16 protein-coding genes are annotated in these 17970 nt (G+C 69.7%); 7 read left to right on the top strand and 9 right to left on the bottom strand.

The annotated features are described in order from the left end of the window. The first annotated feature begins 31 nt into the window (after positions 1–31). Complete coding sequence (locus E3O57_RS04815) at positions 32–271, top strand: heavy-metal-associated domain-containing protein (RefSeq protein WP_103478522.1); 240 nt, start codon at positions 32–34, stop codon at positions 269–271. Positions 272–293: 22 nt separating this feature from the next. Then, the gene (locus E3O57_RS04810) at positions 294–2219 is read left to right on the top strand and encodes a cation-translocating P-type ATPase (protein WP_103478523.1); all 1926 of its coding nucleotides are present in this window, start codon (positions 294–296) and stop codon (positions 2217–2219) included. On the opposite strand, the gene E3O57_RS04805 is transcribed toward E3O57_RS04810, so the two are convergent. From E3O57_RS04805 to E3O57_RS04765, 9 genes are all read right to left on the bottom strand, one after another. After that, positions 2181–2849 (bottom strand): lysoplasmalogenase, encoded by a 669-nt coding sequence (locus E3O57_RS04805; RefSeq protein ID WP_088457455.1) that lies wholly within the window; start codon positions 2847–2849, stop codon positions 2181–2183. The two genes, E3O57_RS04810 and E3O57_RS04805, sit on opposite strands and share 39 nt — an antisense overlap. 74 nt (positions 2850–2923) lie before the next feature. Next, a complete protein-coding gene (locus tag E3O57_RS04800) occupies positions 2924–3802 on the bottom strand; it encodes an alpha/beta fold hydrolase (RefSeq protein ID WP_198415047.1) in 879 nt (292 codons plus the stop codon). A 37-nt stretch (positions 3803–3839) separates the two neighbouring features. After that, positions 3840–4316, bottom strand: a complete 477-nt coding sequence (locus E3O57_RS04795; protein WP_088457453.1) for a hypothetical protein — start codon at positions 4314–4316, stop codon at positions 3840–3842. Between the two features lie 81 nt (positions 4317–4397). Further along, positions 4398–5900 carry a 2-phospho-L-lactate transferase gene (cofD, locus tag E3O57_RS04790; RefSeq protein WP_103478524.1) on the bottom strand — a complete coding sequence of 501 codons (1503 nt, stop codon included), beginning with the start codon at positions 5898–5900 and terminating at the stop codon, positions 4398–4400. Positions 5901–5918: 18 nt separating this feature from the next. Then, positions 5919–6917 (bottom strand): ABC transporter ATP-binding protein, encoded by a 999-nt coding sequence (locus tag E3O57_RS04785; RefSeq protein ID WP_103478525.1) that lies wholly within the window; start codon positions 6915–6917, stop codon positions 5919–5921. A gap of 125 nt (positions 6918–7042) precedes the next feature. Beyond that, positions 7043–8194, bottom strand: coding sequence for a putative F420-0 ABC transporter permease subunit (locus tag E3O57_RS04780; RefSeq protein ID WP_103478526.1), 1152 nt, complete (start codon positions 8192–8194; stop codon positions 7043–7045). A 51-nt stretch (positions 8195–8245) separates the two neighbouring features. After that, positions 8246–9238, bottom strand: a complete 993-nt coding sequence (locus E3O57_RS04775; RefSeq protein ID WP_103478527.1) for a putative F420-0 ABC transporter substrate-binding protein — start codon at positions 9236–9238, stop codon at positions 8246–8248. Between the two features lie 372 nt (positions 9239–9610). After that, positions 9611–10948: an FAD-binding oxidoreductase gene (locus E3O57_RS04770; RefSeq protein ID WP_165787851.1), complete on the bottom strand. Its 1338-nt coding sequence runs from the start codon at positions 10946–10948 to the stop codon at positions 9611–9613. A 114-nt stretch (positions 10949–11062) separates the two neighbouring features. Beyond that, the gene (locus tag E3O57_RS04765) at positions 11063–12391 is read right to left on the bottom strand and encodes an aminotransferase class I/II-fold pyridoxal phosphate-dependent enzyme (RefSeq protein ID WP_241990306.1); all 1329 of its coding nucleotides are present in this window, start codon (positions 12389–12391) and stop codon (positions 11063–11065) included. A gap of 241 nt (positions 12392–12632) precedes the next feature. Here E3O57_RS04765 and E3O57_RS04760 point away from each other — a divergent pair, with 241 nt between their 5' ends. The 5 genes from E3O57_RS04760 to E3O57_RS04740 all read left to right on the top strand — a co-directional run bounded on the left by E3O57_RS04760 (position 12633) and on the right by E3O57_RS04740 (position 17917). Beyond that, on the top strand, positions 12633–13511 hold the full coding sequence (locus tag E3O57_RS04760; RefSeq protein WP_103478530.1) for a nitrilase-related carbon-nitrogen hydrolase: 879 nt from the start codon (positions 12633–12635) through the stop codon (positions 13509–13511). Positions 13512–13672: 161 nt separating this feature from the next. After that, entirely contained in the window at positions 13673–15124 is a 1452-nt protein-coding gene (gene hydA / locus E3O57_RS04755; protein ID WP_103478531.1) for a dihydropyrimidinase, read from the top strand. 11 nt (positions 15125–15135) lie between these two features. Beyond that, on the top strand, positions 15136–16152 hold the full coding sequence (locus tag E3O57_RS04750) for a TIGR03842 family LLM class F420-dependent oxidoreductase (protein ID WP_088457445.1): 1017 nt from the start codon (positions 15136–15138) through the stop codon (positions 16150–16152). After that, positions 16149–17093: an ABC transporter permease gene (locus tag E3O57_RS04745; RefSeq protein ID WP_103478532.1), complete on the top strand. Its 945-nt coding sequence runs from the start codon at positions 16149–16151 to the stop codon at positions 17091–17093. The genes E3O57_RS04750 and E3O57_RS04745 overlap by 4 nt, the downstream gene beginning before the upstream one ends. Next, on the top strand, positions 17090–17917 hold the full coding sequence (locus tag E3O57_RS04740; protein ID WP_103478533.1) for an ABC transporter ATP-binding protein: 828 nt from the start codon (positions 17090–17092) through the stop codon (positions 17915–17917). The genes E3O57_RS04745 and E3O57_RS04740 overlap by 4 nt, the downstream gene beginning before the upstream one ends. The last annotated feature ends 53 nt before the right edge of the window (positions 17918–17970 follow it).

Raw genomic sequence — 17970 nt, 5'->3', positions numbered from 1 at the left:
GGGGTGCACGGCACACCGAAAGGCACCCATCATGACCACCCTCACCTCACCCAGCACCCACACCATCCTGCGGGCCGACGGCTTCTCCTGCCCCTCCTGCGTCGCCAAGATCGAGAAGCTGATCGGTCGACTGGCCGGCGTCACCGGCGTCGCCGTGTTCTTCTCCTCCGCCCGCATCGAAATCGACCACGACCCGGCCGTCGTGAGCACGGATGCCCTCATCGCCGCGGTCGGCAAGGCCGGCTACCCCGCCCGCCTGGCCGCGTTCTGACCGGCCAGGCTGGGGGAGTGACATGCGCACCGCGGCCGGGATCGGCCGCCGCCTGAACACCCGGTGGACGATTCCGGTGGTATCAGGGACGCTGATCGCGGCGGCCTGGCTGGCCGGCCCGGTGCCCGCGCTGAGCCTGGCCTCGGACGCGGCGATGGTGGCGGCCGCCGTTGTGGCCGGCGCCCCGATCGCCCGGGCGGCCCTGCGCGGCCTGTCCGGGCGGGTGGTCGGCATCGACCTGCTCGTCACCGTGGCCACGGTGGGCGCGATCGTGCTCGGCGAATACTGGGAGGCCGCAGCGGTGACCGTCCTGTTCGCCATCGGCCACGCCCTCGAGACGGCCACCCTGAACCGCACCCGGTCCGCCCTGACCGCCCTTGTGGCGCTGGCCCCCGACGTGGCCCTGGTGCTCCGCGATGGTGCGCAGACCGAGGTGCCGGCCGCCGACGTGCTCACCGGGGAGACCGTGCTGGTCAAGTCCGGCGCGCGGGTTCCGGTGGACGGCACCGTGCGGCACGGCACCGGCACCCTCGACGAAGCCTCGATCACGGGCGAATCCCTCCCGGTGGCCAAGGCTCCCGGCGACAGGGTCTTTGCCGGCACGATGTCCACCGGCGGGTTGTTGCAGGTCGAGGCCACCGAGGTCGGTGCGGCCACCACCCTGGCCCGCATCGTGCACAGGGTCGAGGAGGCGCAGGATGCCACCGCCCCGACCCAGGTCTTCATGGACAGGTTCTCCGCCTGGTACACCCCAGGCATCCTGGTGCTCGCCGTGGTCGTCGGGTTGCTTTCCGGCGACCTGTTCCTCGCGCTGACGCTGCTGGTCATCGGCTGCCCAGGCGCCCTGGTCGTCTCGATTCCCGTCGCGATCGTCGCCGGCATCGGCCGCGCCGCCCGGTCCGGAATCCTGATCAAGGGCGGCGAGTTCCTCGAGAGCGCATCGAAGGTCACCGTCGTCGCCGTCGACAAGACCGGAACCCTCACCAGGGGTCGCCCGCGGCTGACCGACGTCGTGGTGCTGAACCCCGAGCTGACCCGCGCCGACGTGCTCGGCTGGGCCGCTCGGGCCGAGGCCGGCTCCGAGCATCCGCTGGCCGGAGCGATCGTGCTGGCCGCAGCGGAGCACGCTCTGGAGACGGTCGGTGCGGCAGATCGCGGTGCCGGTGGAACCCTCCTGCCCGACACCATCACGTCGATCCCCGGCCAGGGCATCACCGCCACCGTGGCCGGGCGTTCCGTGCTGATCGGCAACCCGGCGCTGCTGGCCGCTCACGCCATCTACGACCCGGATGCGGCCGTCACGGTGGCCGCCGACCTCGCCGCCCGCGGGCGTACGCCGCTGATCGTCGTGATCGACGGCACCGTGGCCGGAGTCCTCGCGGTCGCCGACGAGGTGCGCCCCGACGCCGCCGGTATGGTGGCGGCCTTGCGCGCCGCCGGGGTGCACAGGGTCATCATGCTCACCGGCGACGGGCCGCTGGTGGCCGCGGCTGTCGGCGCCGCGGTCGGCATCGACGAGATCCGGGCATCGCTGTTGCCGGAGGACAAGCTCGACGTCGTGACGCGGCTGCAACAGGACGGCCACGTTGTGGCGATGGTGGGCGACGGCGTGAACGACGCCCCGGCGCTGGCCACCGCGGACATCGGCATCGCGATGGGCGCGGCCGGGTCTGCGGTGGCGGTCGAAACCGCCGACATCGCCCTGATGGGTGACAACCTGCTGATGCTCCCCGCGGCCATCGACCTGGCCCGGCGCACCGTGCGCACCATGCATCAGAACGTGGCCCTCGCCCTGGTCACGGTGGCGCTGCTGCTGGCCGGGGTGCTGTGGGGCGGCGTGACCATGGCCGTGGGGATGCTCGTGCACGAGGCATCCGTTCTCCTCGTGATCGTCAACGCGATGCGGCTGTTACGCCGTAGCCGCCCGAGCCCGCTCGTGCCGCAATAGCCCCCACACTATGAGCGTCTGGGCCGCGATATAGGTGACCATGATCAGGAAATCCGCCAGGGGGATGCCGGCATCCGGCAAAAACCTGTTGATCGCCAGGAGCGAGTCGGAGACGACGAACAGCGCCCCGCCCCAGGCGACCCAGCGGTTGCACCGAGACGCGAAGGCGGCCATCGCGGAGAGCACGATGCCGTACGCGATGACCGGAACCAGCAGCGAGCCGGTATGCGGGCCCAGGATCATCAGCAACACGACGAGCCAGACCGCGTAGGCGATGGCCCACCATTGCACCCGGCGTACCGCGATCCGGGAGACGAAAAGCACGAGGTAGGTGATGTGCGCCAGCAGGAAGAAGACCAGGCCGACGACGAACCACCACGGGATCGTGACGTCTCCCACCCACGAGAAGAACAGCGCGACCACCCCGAGCACAATCGCCGGCGAGCGACGCTGCGGCGCACCCCAGATGAGCCCGGTCGCCAGGGCCGGCATCAGCAGCGGCTTCGTCCACTCCGCCAGGCCGTGCAGCGACAACAGGATGGCGCCCAGGTGTATCAGACCGACCACGATGATGGGCAGAAACGGAACGACGGGAGATGCCGATCGGACCGTGGCGCGGGATTTTTCCACTGTGCTCACTTCGATGTGGGGCGGATGTCTCACTCACTGTACCGAGGTGCGGCCGGAGCATGCAGGCGCACTGGTCAGCGCGTGATGTCATCGTTGCCCACGCCCGGTTCGGCCAGGGTGGCCGGCGAGCCGGCGTCGTCGGGCGGGTCCAGGAACGAGAGCACGTCCGGCAGGAACCGGGGATCCAGCATGGTGCCCAGATGCCCGCGCCCGGGGTACAGGGCCAGGGTGCCGCGGGGGATGCCCTCGGCAGTCTCGCGGAACAGCTCGGCCGAGTAGAAGGCATCCCGGCCCCCGCCGATCACCAGGGTCGGGGCGACGATATCGGCCAGCCTGGTGTGCAGGTCGAAGGCATCCTCGGCCCGGATCGTGGTGATCAGGTCGGCCGTGGTGTGGCCGAAGAATCGCGCACCGACCAACCAGCCGAGAGCAGCCAGCAGCCGCCTGGATTGAGTGCCGGCTCCGAGCATGCGCATCATTTCGGCACTGGCGGCCCTCGGTCGTCCGTCGAGCACGTTGTCGGCGGTCCGAAGCTGGGTGTCCCGGCCCTCGTCGCCCAACCGATACGCGGCCGACACGATCACGAGCCGTTTCACCACGGCGGGATGGTCGGCGGCCAGCTGCAGCGCCACACTGCCGCCGGTGGACTCGCCGATCACGTCGACGGGCTCGTCGAAGCGCCGCAGCATCGCGTTGGCGTAGTCGGCGGCGATATCGGCCATGGTGGCGCCGGGCTCGAGGCCAGGGCGGCGGTTCACCCACCACACCCGGCGGGACGCGGCGAAGGGCAGCAGCTGCCGGGTCTGGAAGCGCCGGTCGGAGCCCGTAGGCGGCTCGTGGTTGGGCGTGATCCCGGCCAGGAAGACCAGCGGAGGGCCGGCGCCGACGGCGAGGAACGGCATCCCGCCCGGCCAGGTGCCGTAGACGCGGGGCGGCGGGGGAGTTGGAGACATGAGGTTGGCCCTTCGCTCGCGGCGGTATGCGGTTGTCTCAGGTTCGGTTCTCGGTGCTCTGCGGCGGGGGCGGATCGGTGTGGCGCGCCTTGGTGGTCTCCTGGCGCTCGTCTGCCGTGCCGACACCTGTCGCGGGGTCGTCGTGGCGTCCGCCGTGGCGCGTGTCCACGGTCGGATCGATCTCGTCGGCATGCCGACTCTGCTTCTCGGAGTGGGCGCGCAGCTCCTGCGCTTGGGCTTGGCGCTGGTCGGCCTCCTGGCGCAGGCGGTCGGCGTCCACTTGCGCCTGCTGGGCATCCGCCTGAGCACGGGTGGCCTTGGCCTCGTTCTCGCGGGCGTCGAGGGCACGGGCCTCCGCGTCCCGGCGCATCTCCTCGGCCCGCTGCTGGTCGGCACGGCGTTTCTTCTCGCGCTGCTCCCGGCCACGCCGGGACGCGACGACCGCAATGACGCCGATGATCGCGAGCACGACGACGATACCCACGATGATCCAGATGACCGTGGCAGTGTCCATGACAGTTCCGCCTTCCGTACAATCGAACCGGCTTACCGGTGATAGTAGGCCGCTCGGCGGAGTTCCGCTTGGCCGGGCGGGTCAGGCGCGGGGCAGCACCTCGATCAGCCGCAGTCGTTCGAGCACGACCTCGGTGTCGTCGGTGACGGTGAAGGCAGGATCGCCGAGGTACGCGCGCATGTCGTCGCTGTGCCAGAAGGACTCGTGGCCGACCCGCCAGGCGGCCACGGAGTCATAACCCTCGCCCTCAGCGCGGGCGTGGTCGAGATCCACGGCACCGAGACGCACCACGCGCATCCCCGTGGTCTCGATGATCGCCGCCGGGCGGCCGGCCGAGTCGATCACGACCTGCCGGCTGCCGATCACGGGCAGCGGCTCGTCCTCGATGCCGTATTCGATGAGTGTGGACGTCGTCGACGTTTTCGAGCCGTCCAGGATCGCGGCGACAAGCTGGTCGCGTAGCGGGCCGGGAAAGGCGAACTCCGCGATCGGCAGGTCGTGGGTCGCCGGGTGAGCGGCGGCCGTCAGGTCGGCGGCGATCCGCAGGGCCTCGGCGGCGATCTGCGCCGTGGCGGCCACATCGCTCATCCAGAGCGGCACGGCGGTCGAACGGATGCCGGCGGCCTCGAGCGCGGGCACGGCGTCGGCATCCGTCTCGTCGACGAGCCAGGCGTCGAGCACGCCGTCGCGTTGGCGGGAGCCGTAGTGCAGGCCCACCGCGAGGGCGGAGGTCTCCACGCCGATGGTGGTCAGGCAGGTGTCGGCCATGCCGCGCACAGCGGCGCCGGAGATGATCGGTGAGATGCCCACGACCCGGGCGGTGGTGGCGCGCAGGGCTTCGCGGATGCCAGGGATGCTCAGGATCGTGCCGACCGAGACGACGGGGTTCGACGGCGGCAGGATCACCAGGTCGGCGCTGAGGATGGCGTCGATCACGCCGGGCGCCGCGACGGCGTCGGCCAGGCCCACCTGCACGAACTCGGTGACGGGTTGGCCGGCGCGGTAGCGCACCCACCATTCCTCGAAGTGAATAAGGTCGCCCGCGCGGTGCTCGTCGGCGTCGGCGGCCAGGCGCACGTGGGTCTCCACGAACTGGTCGCTCATCGGGAGCAGGCGCGCGCCGGGCTTCCAGCGGCGGCAGAGGAACTCGGTGGCGGCGCTGAGGGTGGCGCCGCCCCGGAGCAGGTCGGTGCGCACGATGTGGGTGGCCAGGTCGAGGTCGCCGAGGGTGAACCAGGACCAGCCGCGCCCGTAGGCGGCGATCTCGGCGGAGGTGCGCCGGGACTCGTCGGGCCGGCCCCAGCCCTGCTCCTCGCTGATGCCGCCGCCGAGGGTGTACATCACGGTGTCGAGGTCGGGGCAGATACGCAGCCCGTCCAGCCACATGTCATCGCCGGTGTTGACGATCACAGTGACCTCGCCGGCGGTGCCGTCCTGCGCCGACGTGCCGGAATGTGCACTTTCCGGGCCGCCGAAGGGGGCATTTGCGGCAATTCGCTCGTCGCCTGGTGCCAGCTGTTGCAGCAACCCGCGGGTGAAGCGGGCGCCGCCGACACCGCCGGCGAGAACTGTGACTCGGGTCATGGGGTTCCTTCTGCAGGCCTAGGGGTGCTGGTGCGAGTTGCCAGTTGCGGCCGGTTGACCGGCGCTGAGGGGGCGCGATGTGGCATTTCGTGGGGGAGTGGGGCGCGAGTTGCCAGTTGCGGCCGGTTGCGGGGCGCTGAGGGGGCCTGAAGTGGCATCTCGCGCCGCGGGCGGGGCGGATGGCGGCGGCTGCTCGTCGGGCCCGGAGAACACGATCACCGGCCGTCCCGTGCGGGGGTGCGGCACGATGTCGCAGTCGACGCCGTAGACCGCCCGGATGGTGTCGGGTCGCAGTACCTCGGCGGGGGTGCCGAACGCCGCGAGTCGGCCGCCCTGCAGCAGCACGATGTGGTCGCAATAGGCGGCGGCGAGGTTGAGGTCGTGCAGGGCGAGCACCGAGGTGAGGCCCAGCCCGCGCACCTGGTGCAGCAGCGACAGCTGGGCGCTCACATCGAGGTGGTTGGTGGGTTCGTCGAGCAGCAGCAGGCTCGGCCGCTGGGCCAGGGCGCGGGCGATCTGCACCCGTTGCTGCTGGCCACCGCTGAGGGTGTGCCAGCGCCGGTCCACCAGGTCGGTGGCGCCCACCATCGTCAGCGCGTCCGTGGCCACGGCGAGGTCGTCCTCGCCGCCGAAGCTGCCCAGCAGCCGGCTGCGGTGCGGGATGCGGCCGAGCAGCACCACCTCCCGCACGGACAGGTCCACGCTGGGCGCCACGTTTTGCTCGAGCAGGGCGATGCGCCGGGCGGCCTCCCGCCGCCGCAGCTGCCCCACGACGGCGCCGTCGAGGGTGACGGTGCCGGCATCCGCCCGGTCGATGCCCGCGATGATGCGCAACAGGCTGGACTTGCCCGCCCCGTTCGGTCCGAGAAGCCCCGTGACGGTGCCGGGCGGCAGGGTCGCCGAGACACCCTGCAGGATGCGCGTGCCCTCGATGCTCAGAGACACCCCGTCGAGCACGACCCCCGCGTCGCCCGGCGTGCGCGAGTTGCTCGAAAGTGCCGCTTCAGAGCTGCTCATGAGGGAGTTTGCGGCAACTCGCGAGCCGGACTCTCCCGAATTGCGGGAAAGTGCCCCTTCAGAGCCCTCGAAGGGGGTATCTGCGGCAACTCGCGGTGCGGCCGCGGCGGCCGCGTGCTCGCGACTCATGCCCAGGCCGCGCTTCGTTTGCGCTTGATCAGCAGGATGAACACGGGCACGCCGATGAACGCGGTGATGATGCCCACCGGCAGCTCGCGTGGGTCGAAGACCGTGCGGGCGAGGGTGTCGGCGAGCACCAGGAACAGTGCCCCCACCACCGCGACGAGCGGCAGCAGGCGCCGGTGGCCCGGCCCGCTGAGCCCGCGCACCAGGTGCGGCAGGATCAGCCCCACGAAGCCGATCGCCCCGCTGACGGCCACCATCGCTCCGGTGAGCAGGGCCACCGCCACGAGGAATCCCCAGCGGGTGGCGTTCACGTTGATGCCCAGTGACGCGGCGTTGGTGTCACCGAAGGTGAACGCATCCAGCCGGCTGGCGGCGAGCAGGATGCCGGTGCCCACCACGGCCAGCGCGACCGCGGAGATCAGTACGCTGCTCCACGAGCTGCCGGCCAGGGAGCCGAGCAGCCAGTTGAGGATCTCCCGGTAGGAGTCGCCCTTGGCCGCCCAGAAGATGATGAACGAGGTGCCTGCCGAGCCCAGCTGGGCGATCGCCAGCCCGGCCAGCACGGCCCGGCCGGGCGTGATGCTGCCGCCGACGCGGGCGATATTGAGGGTGGCGAACAGGGCGATCAGGGCCCCGGCGAACGCGGCCGCCGGCAGCGCGAAACCGATGCCGAGGATGACCACGCAGACCGCGCCGAGCGACGCCCCGGAGGACAGGCCGAGCAGGTAGGGATCGGCCAGCGGGTTGCGGGTGACGCTCTGCATCACCGCTCCGCTGAGCGCCAGGCCCGCGCCCACCATGGCCGCGGTGAGCACCCGCGGCATCCGCAGCTGCCAGACGATGGCGTCGGTCAGCGGTGGCACCGGGGTGTCGCCGGCGAGCCCGGGCAGGCCGAGGTGGCCGGCCACACTGCCCCAGACCTGCGCCAGGCTCACGTCGGCCGGGCCGATCGTCACGGCCACCGCGCTGCCGAGCACGAGCGCCACCAGCGCTGCGACCAGCCAGACCAGGTACCGGGCCGTGCCGCTGCGCCGGGCGCGAGCTGATGCCGCGGATGCGCCGGATGCGCCGGGCGAGCCGGACCCCCCGGGCGCGGCCGACCCGCTGGGCAAGTCGGTGCCGAGGCCCTGCCTGCTCGGGGTGACGGTCATCCGCGGTCCTTCGAATCGGGTTGGTGTGCGGTCTGGCTGCCTGCCGTCGGCCTACTTGGCCTCGAGCGCGGCGAGCTGGTCGATGATAGACCCGGCGGCCTCCACGTTGCGGATGCCCGCCTCGGTCGCCGCGAACGGCACCACGATGTAGCGGTCGTTCACCACGGCGTCGAGCCCGGCAGTCGCCGCGTTGGCCTTGAGGTTGGCGATCTTCGAGTCCGCGGTGTTCCAGGTGGCATCCACGAGCACGATCACGCTCGGGTTCGCCGCCACGACGGACTCCCAGCCGGCCGAGGTCCAGGTGTCCTGCACGTCGGCGAAGATGTTGGTCAGCCCCGCCGCATCCATGATCAGCTGCGGCGAACCGATGCCGGCGCCCACGTACGGGGTGTCGGTGCCGCTGGAGTACCAGAGTGCGGTGGTGTCACCGGTGGCGGGCTCAAGCGCGGCCAGTTCGGCCTCCTGCTCGGCAACCAGTTCGGCGGCGGCATCCGGCACGCCGAACAGGGCCCCGGCCTCGTCGATCTCGGCGAACACGGTCTCGAAGGTCAGCGGGTCCGGCATGGCGTCGCCCTTGCACGCGGCCGGCGAAACATAGCTGCCGATGCCCAGGTCGGTCAGCGCGGCACGCTCGCCGACGCCCTCGGCGGAGAAGTTCGACTCCCAACCGCCGTAGATGAAGTCGGGGGTGAGCGCCAGAACGGCCTCCTGGCCGGGCACGAAATCGCTGATCACGTTGAGATCGGCGCCGGCGTCGGCGAGGGATGCCGGCAGCGGGCCGTCGAGGAACGCCGAGCCCACGATGCGCTCGCCGAGTCCCAGGGCGAGCAGCAGCTCGGTGGTGTTCGACTTGATCGTGACGATGCGCTCCGGCGCGGCCTCGAGGGTGAGCGTGGTGCCGCAATTCTCAACCGACACCGGGAAGGCACCGGCGTCGCCGGCCGAGGCGCTGGGAGCCGGCGCGGCGGCCGTCGATCCGGAGGCGCAGCCGGCGAGCAGCAGCACGGCCGCGGTGGTGGCGATGGCGGGGTAGCGAGTCTTCATGGGACCAATCTGAGCGGCGGGAGCCGGGCATCCGTCGACAAGGTCGCGACGTAACGGACCGAACACGGTGTCGCGGGCGACACAGGCACCGGCCGGCGCCGCGGAACGCGTCGGAGCAGGCTCGAACGAGGTGGGGGTGAAACTGAAGGCAAAGCCCCGACCTGCCGCCCAAATCCGGGCCGGCGCAACCGGTCAGATCGAACCGGGGGTCACCATCAGCCTAAACCCCTGCTGTTCGGGGCGGATGCCGTGGTCGGAGCGCGAATGGGCCGGGCGGCCGACTGTTGCCCGTGCGGACATCTGCGCCCGGTGTGCCGGCAACACTTGTCCGGATCGGCAACAGATGTTCGGCGCCCGCCCCGCGGACCGGGCTCAGGGCACGATGTTGAGGTTGTGGGCCAGCACGTTCTCGGGGTCATAGCGACGTTTCGCCGCCCGCAGCCGGTCCAGGGTGGCCGGCGGGTACGCCAGGCCGAGCACGTCGGGATAAGCGCGCAGATTGAAGCTGCCGTAGGTGCCCGTCAATCTCGCGGCCACGACGCACCAGCCGTCCAGGATGCGCCGCTCGGCCTCGTCGGGGGCATCCAGCGGCAGGAACGCCGCCGACATCACCAGCACCTCCACATCACGGTGCGCGAATGCCGTGGCAGCTGCGGGCACCCGGTTCATCGCCCCGCGCAGGTAGCGCACCATCAGCACCGCCGAATCGGGCGCGGCGTTCGCGATGGTGAGCCGCTCGATGAGCTCGTCGTCGAAGTCCCTGGCGAAGCCGTTGCGGTCGACAATCCGGATCGACCCCGGCGGGGCCGATGGTTCGTCGAAGACCTCCACGAAGAGCGTGAGTTCCACGTCGTTGCCGGTCACCCCCGGCAGAGCGAGCAGGGGCCGGATGGCCGACATGGCCTCGCCCTGGTCGGCACCGCCGTAGCAGACCAGAATTTTTGTCTCCGCGGGCATCTCCGGTCCGAACTCGGGCGTCGCATACACCGTCGAATTGAGTTCTTCCGGAGACGCGCGCATGACGTCCCGCCAGCCGCGCAGAGTGTCGGCGAGATGCGTCGGCCGCACGTGGATGGTGCCGAAGACCACACCCCGCAGCGGGTGCGCCTGGAAGGTGAACCTCGTGACGACGCCGAAGTTGCCGCCGCCCCCGCGCAGTGCCCAGAACAGCTCTGGCTCACTGGATTCGCTGGCCGTCACGACGGCGCCACTGGGTAGCACCACCTCGACCTCACACAGGCTGTCGATCGCCAGGCCATGTTGTCGCACCAACCACCCGATGCCGCCGCCCAGGGTGAGACCGCCAACGCCCACCGTGTAGGTGTCGCCGCTGGAGACCGCCAGATCGTACTCGATCAGTTCCTGGGCCACACCGCCCCAGGTCGCGCCGCTGCCCAGCCGTACCCGGTTTCCTTCGAGAACCTCAACGTCACGGATGCGGGAGAGGTCCAGCACCATTCCGCCATCGTTGGTGTTCAACGGGCTGTGCCCGCCGCTCCGTACCGACAGCACAAGGCCCTGGGCCCTGGCATAGGCGATCGCCGCCGCGACATCTGCCGCAGTGGTCGGGCGAACAGCCAGCGCGGGACTGCCGACCTTCCCGTAGGCCGTGGCCGCCATCAGGAATTCGTCCGAATCGGGCAGGAGAACAGTGCCCGCGAAGCCGTCGATCATCATTCCTCCACACCTGTCGAGCGCGGCGTCGATCATGCCCGAGTCGGATCCGCCGGACCGCACCGGTGAGTCTCCGGTTGCGCCTAGCATGCCCCCCGGTCCCGGCGCCCGCGACCCCGGCCGCGATTGCGCCAGATGAGCGCGGATGCGTCAGCGCCCGGCCGCAGCCACGATCGCCCGCGCCACCGGCACCATGTCGTCCACCAGCGCCCCTGCCGTCACCCGAATGAACGCCTCGGACCGGTCCACCGCGAGAAACGGGCTGCCGCCGGCCACCCGGATGCCGGACGCCGCCAGCCTCACGATGGCGTCGCGCTCGTCGGCAACCGGCACCCAGGCGTTGATGCCGTCGGCGCGGGCGAGGGGCAGGCCGAACCCGGTGAGGGTATCCGCCAGCGCCTTCTGCCTTGCGAAGTACACGTGCCGGGCCTCGAACACCAGCGCCATGCTGGCACTGTCGGTGAGCAGCTCGTGCAGGATGGTCTGCAGCATCCGGCTGGTCCAGCCCGGGCCGAGCATCCGCCGGGACACGATCCGGTCGACCAGGGCGGCCGGCCCGCCGAGGGCGGCGATGCGCAGGTCCGGCCCGTGCGACTTGGAGTAGCTGCGCACGTGCAGCACGCGCTCGGGCTGCCAGCGGCCGAGCGACACGTCCGGGGAGGTGCTGATCGCGCCGGAGTGGTCGTCCTCGATCACCACGGTATGCGCGGCGCGTTTACTGGCGGCCAGCAGTCGGGCCAGCTCCTCGGCCCGGTCCGGCGACATCGACGCGCCGGTGGGGTTGTGCGCGCGTGGCTGCAGGATGACCGCGGCCGGCGACTGCGCCAGCGCCGCCTGGAAGGCGGCCGGGTCGATGCCCTCCGCATCCACCGCCACGGGCAGACGTTCGATGCCCATCTGCTCGAGCAGGTCGAAGAACGGTGGGAAGCCCGGGTCTTCGACGATGACCCTGTCGCCGAACCTGGCCACCTGCTCGAGGCTGCGGGAGATCGCGTCGAGGGCCCCGTCGACCACCGTGATCGACTCGCACCGGTACGGCCAGGACCCGGTCAGCACGGTGAGCAGTTCCGGGATCACCGGTGACGCCTGGTAGCTGGGCGTCATCGCCCGCTGGGACACCCTGGAGAGCGCGGGGCCGAGCGCGGGCAGCAGAAGCGGGTCCGGCATGCCCCGGGACAGGTCGATGCGGGTGTCGCTCAGATGCCCGGCCAGCGACTGGGTGCGGGCCGGCAGCCAGTGTGGGGACTGTTCCCGCACGAAGGTGCCGCTGCGGCCGCGGGAGACGATCAACCCCGCTGCGGAGAGCGCCTGCCAGGCGTGGCTGACCGTCGCGGGGCTCACCCCGAGTCCGCCGGCGAGGTCCCGCACCGTGGGCAGGCGCTCGCCGGGGGCGATCCGGCCGGTGCTGATCAGCCGGCCGAGGGCGGCGGCGATTCCGGCCGGCGTGGCCTGTTCGATCTCGTCCAGGTATAGCTGCACGGGGTCCTTCCGGGGCAAATGCTTGCCAGCAGCATCCTCTGACGACAGGATGATGATTTACGCATGCGTCATGTGAAGAAACAGAACAGAAATGTTTACGTCGAATAATAACAAAACCGGACACCGTAACGTGGCTCGATCTCGACAGGCTCTCTCACCGTTCAGCTCGCAGAACATCGCGTTGCCGTCCGACCCCCGCTGACGAGGTTCCACAGTGTGAGACCCAGTGGAGGCAGACAGTATGAGCGTTGACACACCCAGCCGTGGCACAGCAAACATCGTGCGAGCGGCGATCACCCAGACCACGTGGACGGGGGACATCGACTCGATGCTCGACAAGCACGAGAAGTTCGCCCGCGATGCGGCCGCAGACGGCGCGCAGGTGATCTGCTTCCAGGAGCTGTTCTACGGCCCGTACTTCGGCATTACCGAAGACGCCAAGTACTACGACTATGCCGAGGCGGCCGACGGCCCCATCGTGCAACGCTTCGCGGCCCTGGCCAAGGAGCTCAACCTGGTGATGGTGCTGCCCATCTACGAAGAAGAGCAGCCCGGCGTGTACTACAACACCGCTGTGGTGGTGGATGCCGATGGCACCATTCTCGGCAAATACCGCAAGCACCACATTCCCCACCTCGACAAGTTCTGGGAGAAGTTCTACTTCCGCCCCGGCAACCTCGGCTACCCGGTCTTCCACACCGCCGTCGGACCGATCGGCGTGTACATCTGTTACGACCGGCACTTCCCAGAGGGCTGGCGGGAGCTGGGCCTGAACGGCGCGCAGATCGTCTTCAACCCCAACGCGACCAAGCCCGGTCTGTCGAACCGGCTCTGGGAAATCGAACAGCCGGCCGCGGCCGCCGCGAACGGATACTTCGTGGCCGCGCCCAACCGGGTGGGCCGGGAGGACAACGAGTACGGCGAGGACGCCGTGACGTTCTACGGCACCAGCCAGTTCGTCGACCCGCAGGGCAACTACGTGGGCGAGCTGGGCAGCGGCGTCGACGAGGAGGTCGTGATTCGTGACCTGGACCTGGGCATGATCCGCCAGGTGCGCAACAACTGGCAGTTCTACCGGGACCGCCGCCCGGACTCGTACACCTCGATCCCCAAGCCGTAAGGGCAGCACCCGTCACCCGACCTCGAAACCCGGCCATCCGTCGGTCGAGCCTGTCGAGACCCCGTGACCGAGCCTACGTTCAGAGAACAGCTCACGGGGTTTCGACAAGCTCAACCAACGAGACGGGCGCGACCCGCAGACGAAGCAGCGAACAGGAGAACATCGTGAAGACCCTGATCAAGAACGGCACCGTGGTCAATTCCACGGGAACGGCCACAGCGGATGTGCTGATCGACGGCGAGAGAATCGCCGCGGTGCTCGCACCCGGCTCCACCCTGCTCGGCTTCGACATCGAGCGGAACGTCGACACCGTCATCGACGCGGCCGGCAAGTACGTCATCCCCGGCGGCATCGACGCGCACACCCACATGCAGATGCCGTTCGGCGGCACCGAGGCCAGCGACACCTTCGAGACCGGCACCCGCGCCGCGGCGTGGGGTGGCACCACGAGCATCGTCGACTTCGTGGTGCAGTACGCCGGCGAAAACGTGCTTGACCAGTACCACCTCTGGCAGGAAAAGGCCCGGGGCGAGTGCGCCATCGACTACGGCTTCCACCAGATCCTCTCCGACGTGCAGGACTCCTCCCTCGTCGCGATGGACGAACTCGTCAACGAGGGCGTCTCCAGCTTCAAGCTGTTCATGGCCTACAAGGGAGTGTTCCTCTCCGACGACGGCCAGATCGTCAAGGCCATGCAGAAGGCAGCGAGCAACGGCAGCATGATCATGATGCACGCCGAGAACGGCAGCGTCATCGACTTGCTCGTGCAGCAGGCCGTCGCCGCCGGCAACACCACGCCCTACTATCACGGCCTCACCCGGCCCTGGCAGGCCGAGGAGGAGGCCACCCACCGGGCGATCATGCTCGCCAACCTCACCGGGGCGCCGCTCTACGTGGTGCACGTGAGCGCCAAGCAGGCCGTGGAGCAGATCGCCGTCGCCCGGGACCGCGGCCAGAACGTGTTCGGCGAGACCTGCCCGCAGTACCTCTATCTCTCACTCGAGGACCAGCTCGGTGCCCACAGCGAGGAGTGGGGCGACTTCGAGGGCGCCAAATGGGTCTGTTCGACACCGCTTCGCTCCAAGGCAGAGGGCCACCAGCACCACATGTGGCAGAGCCTGCGCACCAACGACATCCAGATGGTCTCCACCGACCACTGCCCGTTCTGCATGAAGGGACAGAAAGACATGGGGCTCACCGACTTCTCCAAGATCCCCAACGGCATCGGGTCGGTCGAACACCGGATGGACCTGCTCTACCAGGGCGTCGTCGACAAGCAGATCTCCCTCGAACGCTGGGTGGAGGTCACCTCCACCACCCCGGCGCGGATGTTCGGTATGTACGGCACCAAGGGTGTCATCCAGCCCGGTGCCGACGGCGACGTGGTGGTCTACGACCCCAATGGCCACACTTCCATCGGGATGCCCGAAGCCGGCCTGGACAAGACCCACCACATGAACATGGACTACTCCGCCTACGAGGGCTTCGAGATCGACGGCCACGTCGACACCGTGCTCTCCCGCGGCAAGGTCGTCATCGACGACAACGCGTACCTCGGCGCCAAGGGTGATGGCAAGTACATCAAACGCGGCCTCAGCCAGTACCTGATCTAGGCGGGAACCCCATGGACTTCGGCGCAGTACTTCAGACCAACCCGCCCTCGGCGCGCACCGTGCAGCTGGCCCAGTTGGCCGAGAACCACGGCTTCAGCCACGTGTGGACCTTCGACTCGCACCTGCTCTGGCAGGAACCCTATGTGATCTACAGCAAGATCTTGAGCGAGACCCGCAAGGTGATCGTGGGCCCGATGGTCACCAACCCGGCCACCAGGGACTGGACCGTCACGGCGTCCACCTACGCCACCCTCAACGAGATGTACGGCAACCGCACCATCTGCGGGATTGGGCGTGGCGACTCCGCGGTGCGGGTCACCAACGGCCGGCCCAGCACCCTGAAGACGCTGCGCGAATCGATTCACGTCATCCGTGAACTCGCCAACTCCCGGGCGGTCGAGTACAACGGTGCCACCCTCCAGTTCCCCTGGAGCAGGGGCTCCACCCTCGACGTGTGGGTGGCCGCCTACGGCCCGCTGGCGCTCAAGCTCACCGGCGAGGTCGGCGACGGGTTCATCCTGCAGATGGCCGACCTCGACGTGGCCGAATGGATGATCAAGACCGTGCGCACCGCCGCCGAGAACGTGGGTCGCGACCCTGACGCCATCAAGTTCTGCGTGGCCGCGCCGATGTACATCGGTGACGACATCCAGCACATGCGCGACCAGAACCGCTGGTTCGGCGGCATGGTCGGCAACCACGTGGCCGACATCGTGGAGAAGTACGGCCAGTCCGGGGCGGTGCCGCAGGCCCTGACCGACTACATCAAGGGCCGCGAGGGCTACGACTACAACGAGCACGGTCGCGCCGGCAACACCCACGCCGACTTCGTGCCCGACGAGATCGTCGACAGGTTCTGCCTGCTCGGGCCGGCCGAGGCTCACATCGAGAAGTTGAAGGCGCTCAAGGAACTCGGCGTCGACCAGTTCGCCGGCTACCTGCAGCACGACAATAAAGAAGAGACGTTGCGGGTCTACGGCGAAACCGTGATCCCCGCCCTCGCCAACCACATCACGGCCAAGGCATGACCCCGGCCGGCTCCGTGCGCACCGGACCCGCGAGGTCCAGCGCGGCGGCGCGGGGCCGGGCCTGGCTGGGGCAGGGGATGCCGCGGCGCATCCTGGTGGGCGCCCTCGGCCTGCTTGTGCTCGCCGTGCTCTGGGAGCTCTACATCTTCTTCGGCCCCGAAGACGGCGTGGTCATCGGCGGTCTCACCGTGCTGCCGCGGGCCAGCGAGATGGCGATGCCGCACCTGTGGGTGATGCTCGAGCGCATCCTGGAGCCCGTCACCGGCAGCGCCAGCGCGGTACCGATGTGGCAGGCCGTTTTCGAAGCGTCCCTGTTCACCCTGGGCATCTCGGCCGTCGGCTGGATCGTCGGCGTCTCGGTGGGCCTGGCCCTGGCACTGCTGATGCAGCGCTTCGCGCTGGCCGAATCGGCCATCCTGCCCTGGGTCATCCTCAGCCAGACCGTGCCGCTGATCGCGCTGGCCCCGCTGGTGCGGCGGTGGGGCGCGCAGCTTGAGTTCGGCGCCTTCACCTGGGAGAACTGGATGTCGGTGGCGCTGATCGCGTCCTACCTCGCCTTCTTCCCGGTCTCGATCGGCGCGCTCAAGGGCCTCGGCTCCCCGGACACCAACCACGTTGACCTGATGCACTGCTACGCGGTGGGCTGGTGGAAGACGCTCTGGCGGCTGCGGTTGCCGGCCAGCGTGGGCTACCTGCTGCCTGCCCTCCGCCTCGCGGCGGCCAGCGCCGTGATCGGCAGCGTCGTCGCCGAGGTGTCGATCGGTCTGCGCGGCGGCATCGGCCGGCTCATCGTCGAATACGCCGGCGCCGCCGGCAGCGACCCTGGCAAGCCCTGGGCCCCCATCTTCGGGTCGATCCTGGTCGGCCTCGTCGCCGCCGGTTTTGTCGGCCTGATCTCACTGTTCCTACGTCGATTCCGCAGGGGAGAGGTGGCCGCATGACCACGGCAGCAGCACCGGTACAGCACGCCGTGGAGGTGACCGACGTCAGCCGGGTCTTCGCCGGCCGCAAGGGCGCATCCGTCACGGCCCTGGATGCGGTGAGCCTCACCGTCGCCCCCGGCGAATTCGTTTCGCTGATCGGGCCCAGCGGCTGCGGCAAGAGCACCCTGCTCCGGCTGATCGCCGACCTCGACACCCCCACCAGCGGGACGATCAAGGTGTTCGGCAAGACCGCCAGTCAGGCGCGCATCGATCAGGACTACGGCATCGCCTTCCAACAGGCCGGCCTGCTGCCCTGGCGCACGGTGACCGGCAACATCGAACTGCCGCTGGAGCTGCACGGCGCCGGCAAGGCCGCCCGCCGCGAGCGCGCCGCGGAGCTGATCGAACTTGTCGGCCTGAGCGACTTCGCCGGGCACTACCCCGACCAGCTCTCCGGCGGCATGCAGCAGCGGGTGGCCATCGCCCGCTCGCTGGCCGAAAGCCCGAGCCTGCTGTTGATGGACGAACCGTTCGGCGCGCTCGACGAGATGACCCGGGAGCGCATGCAGAACGAGCTCGTGCGCATCTGCGCCGAGACCAGCGCCGCCGTCGTCTTCGTCACCCACTCCATCCCCGAGGCGGTGTTCCTCTCCAACCGGGTGGTGGTGATGTCGCCGCGGCCCGGCCGCATCCGCGACGTGCTCGGCGTGAACCTCGGCCGCATGAGCGACCGCGGCGAGAATCTGCGCGAAGACGCGGACTTCTTCCACTCGGTCAGCCAGGTGCGCGAGCTGCTGCACGGCAGCGCCCCCACCGGGCCGCGCGGGGTCGAGACGCGATGAGCGCCGGCGCGAGCACGCGCGTGGCTGCGCAGGCCGGGCCGGGCCGGCCGGGC

This window comes from Cryobacterium sp. TMN-39-2 (assembly GCF_004402745.1).
Lineage (GTDB): Bacteria > Actinomycetota > Actinomycetes > Actinomycetales > Microbacteriaceae > Cryobacterium > Cryobacterium zongtaii.
This window is presented reverse-complemented; position numbering and strand designations above follow the sequence as displayed.

Bases quoted from the DNA above. Each gene is read 5' to 3' on its own strand.
- E3O57_RS04815 (WP_103478522.1), top strand. From the start codon at position 32: ATGACCACCCTCACCTCACCCAGCACCCACACCATCCTGCGGGCCGAC.
- E3O57_RS04810 (WP_103478523.1), top strand. From the start codon at position 294: ATGCGCACCGCGGCCGGGATCGGCCGCCGCCTGAACACCCGGTGGACG.
- E3O57_RS04800 (WP_198415047.1), bottom strand. From the start codon at position 3,802: ATGTCTCCAACTCCCCCGCCGCCCCGCGTCTACGGCACCTGGCCGGGC.
- E3O57_RS04795 (WP_088457453.1), bottom strand. From the start codon at position 4,316: ATGGACACTGCCACGGTCATCTGGATCATCGTGGGTATCGTCGTCGTG.
- cofD (WP_103478524.1), bottom strand. From the start codon at position 5,900: ATGACCCGAGTCACAGTTCTCGCCGGCGGTGTCGGCGGCGCCCGCTTC.
- E3O57_RS04785 (WP_103478525.1), bottom strand. From the start codon at position 6,917: ATGAGCAGCTCTGAAGCGGCACTTTCGAGCAACTCGCGCACGCCGGGC.
- E3O57_RS04780 (WP_103478526.1), bottom strand. From the start codon at position 8,194: ATGACCGTCACCCCGAGCAGGCAGGGCCTCGGCACCGACTTGCCCAGC.
- E3O57_RS04775 (WP_103478527.1), bottom strand. From the start codon at position 9,238: ATGAAGACTCGCTACCCCGCCATCGCCACCACCGCGGCCGTGCTGCTG.
- E3O57_RS04770 (WP_165787851.1), bottom strand. From the start codon at position 10,948: ATGATCGACGCCGCGCTCGACAGGTGTGGAGGAATGATGATCGACGGC.
- E3O57_RS04760 (WP_103478530.1), top strand. From the start codon at position 12,633: ATGAGCGTTGACACACCCAGCCGTGGCACAGCAAACATCGTGCGAGCG.
- E3O57_RS04750 (WP_088457445.1), top strand. From the start codon at position 15,136: ATGGACTTCGGCGCAGTACTTCAGACCAACCCGCCCTCGGCGCGCACC.
- E3O57_RS04745 (WP_103478532.1), top strand. From the start codon at position 16,149: ATGACCCCGGCCGGCTCCGTGCGCACCGGACCCGCGAGGTCCAGCGCG.
- E3O57_RS04740 (WP_103478533.1), top strand. From the start codon at position 17,090: ATGACCACGGCAGCAGCACCGGTACAGCACGCCGTGGAGGTGACCGAC.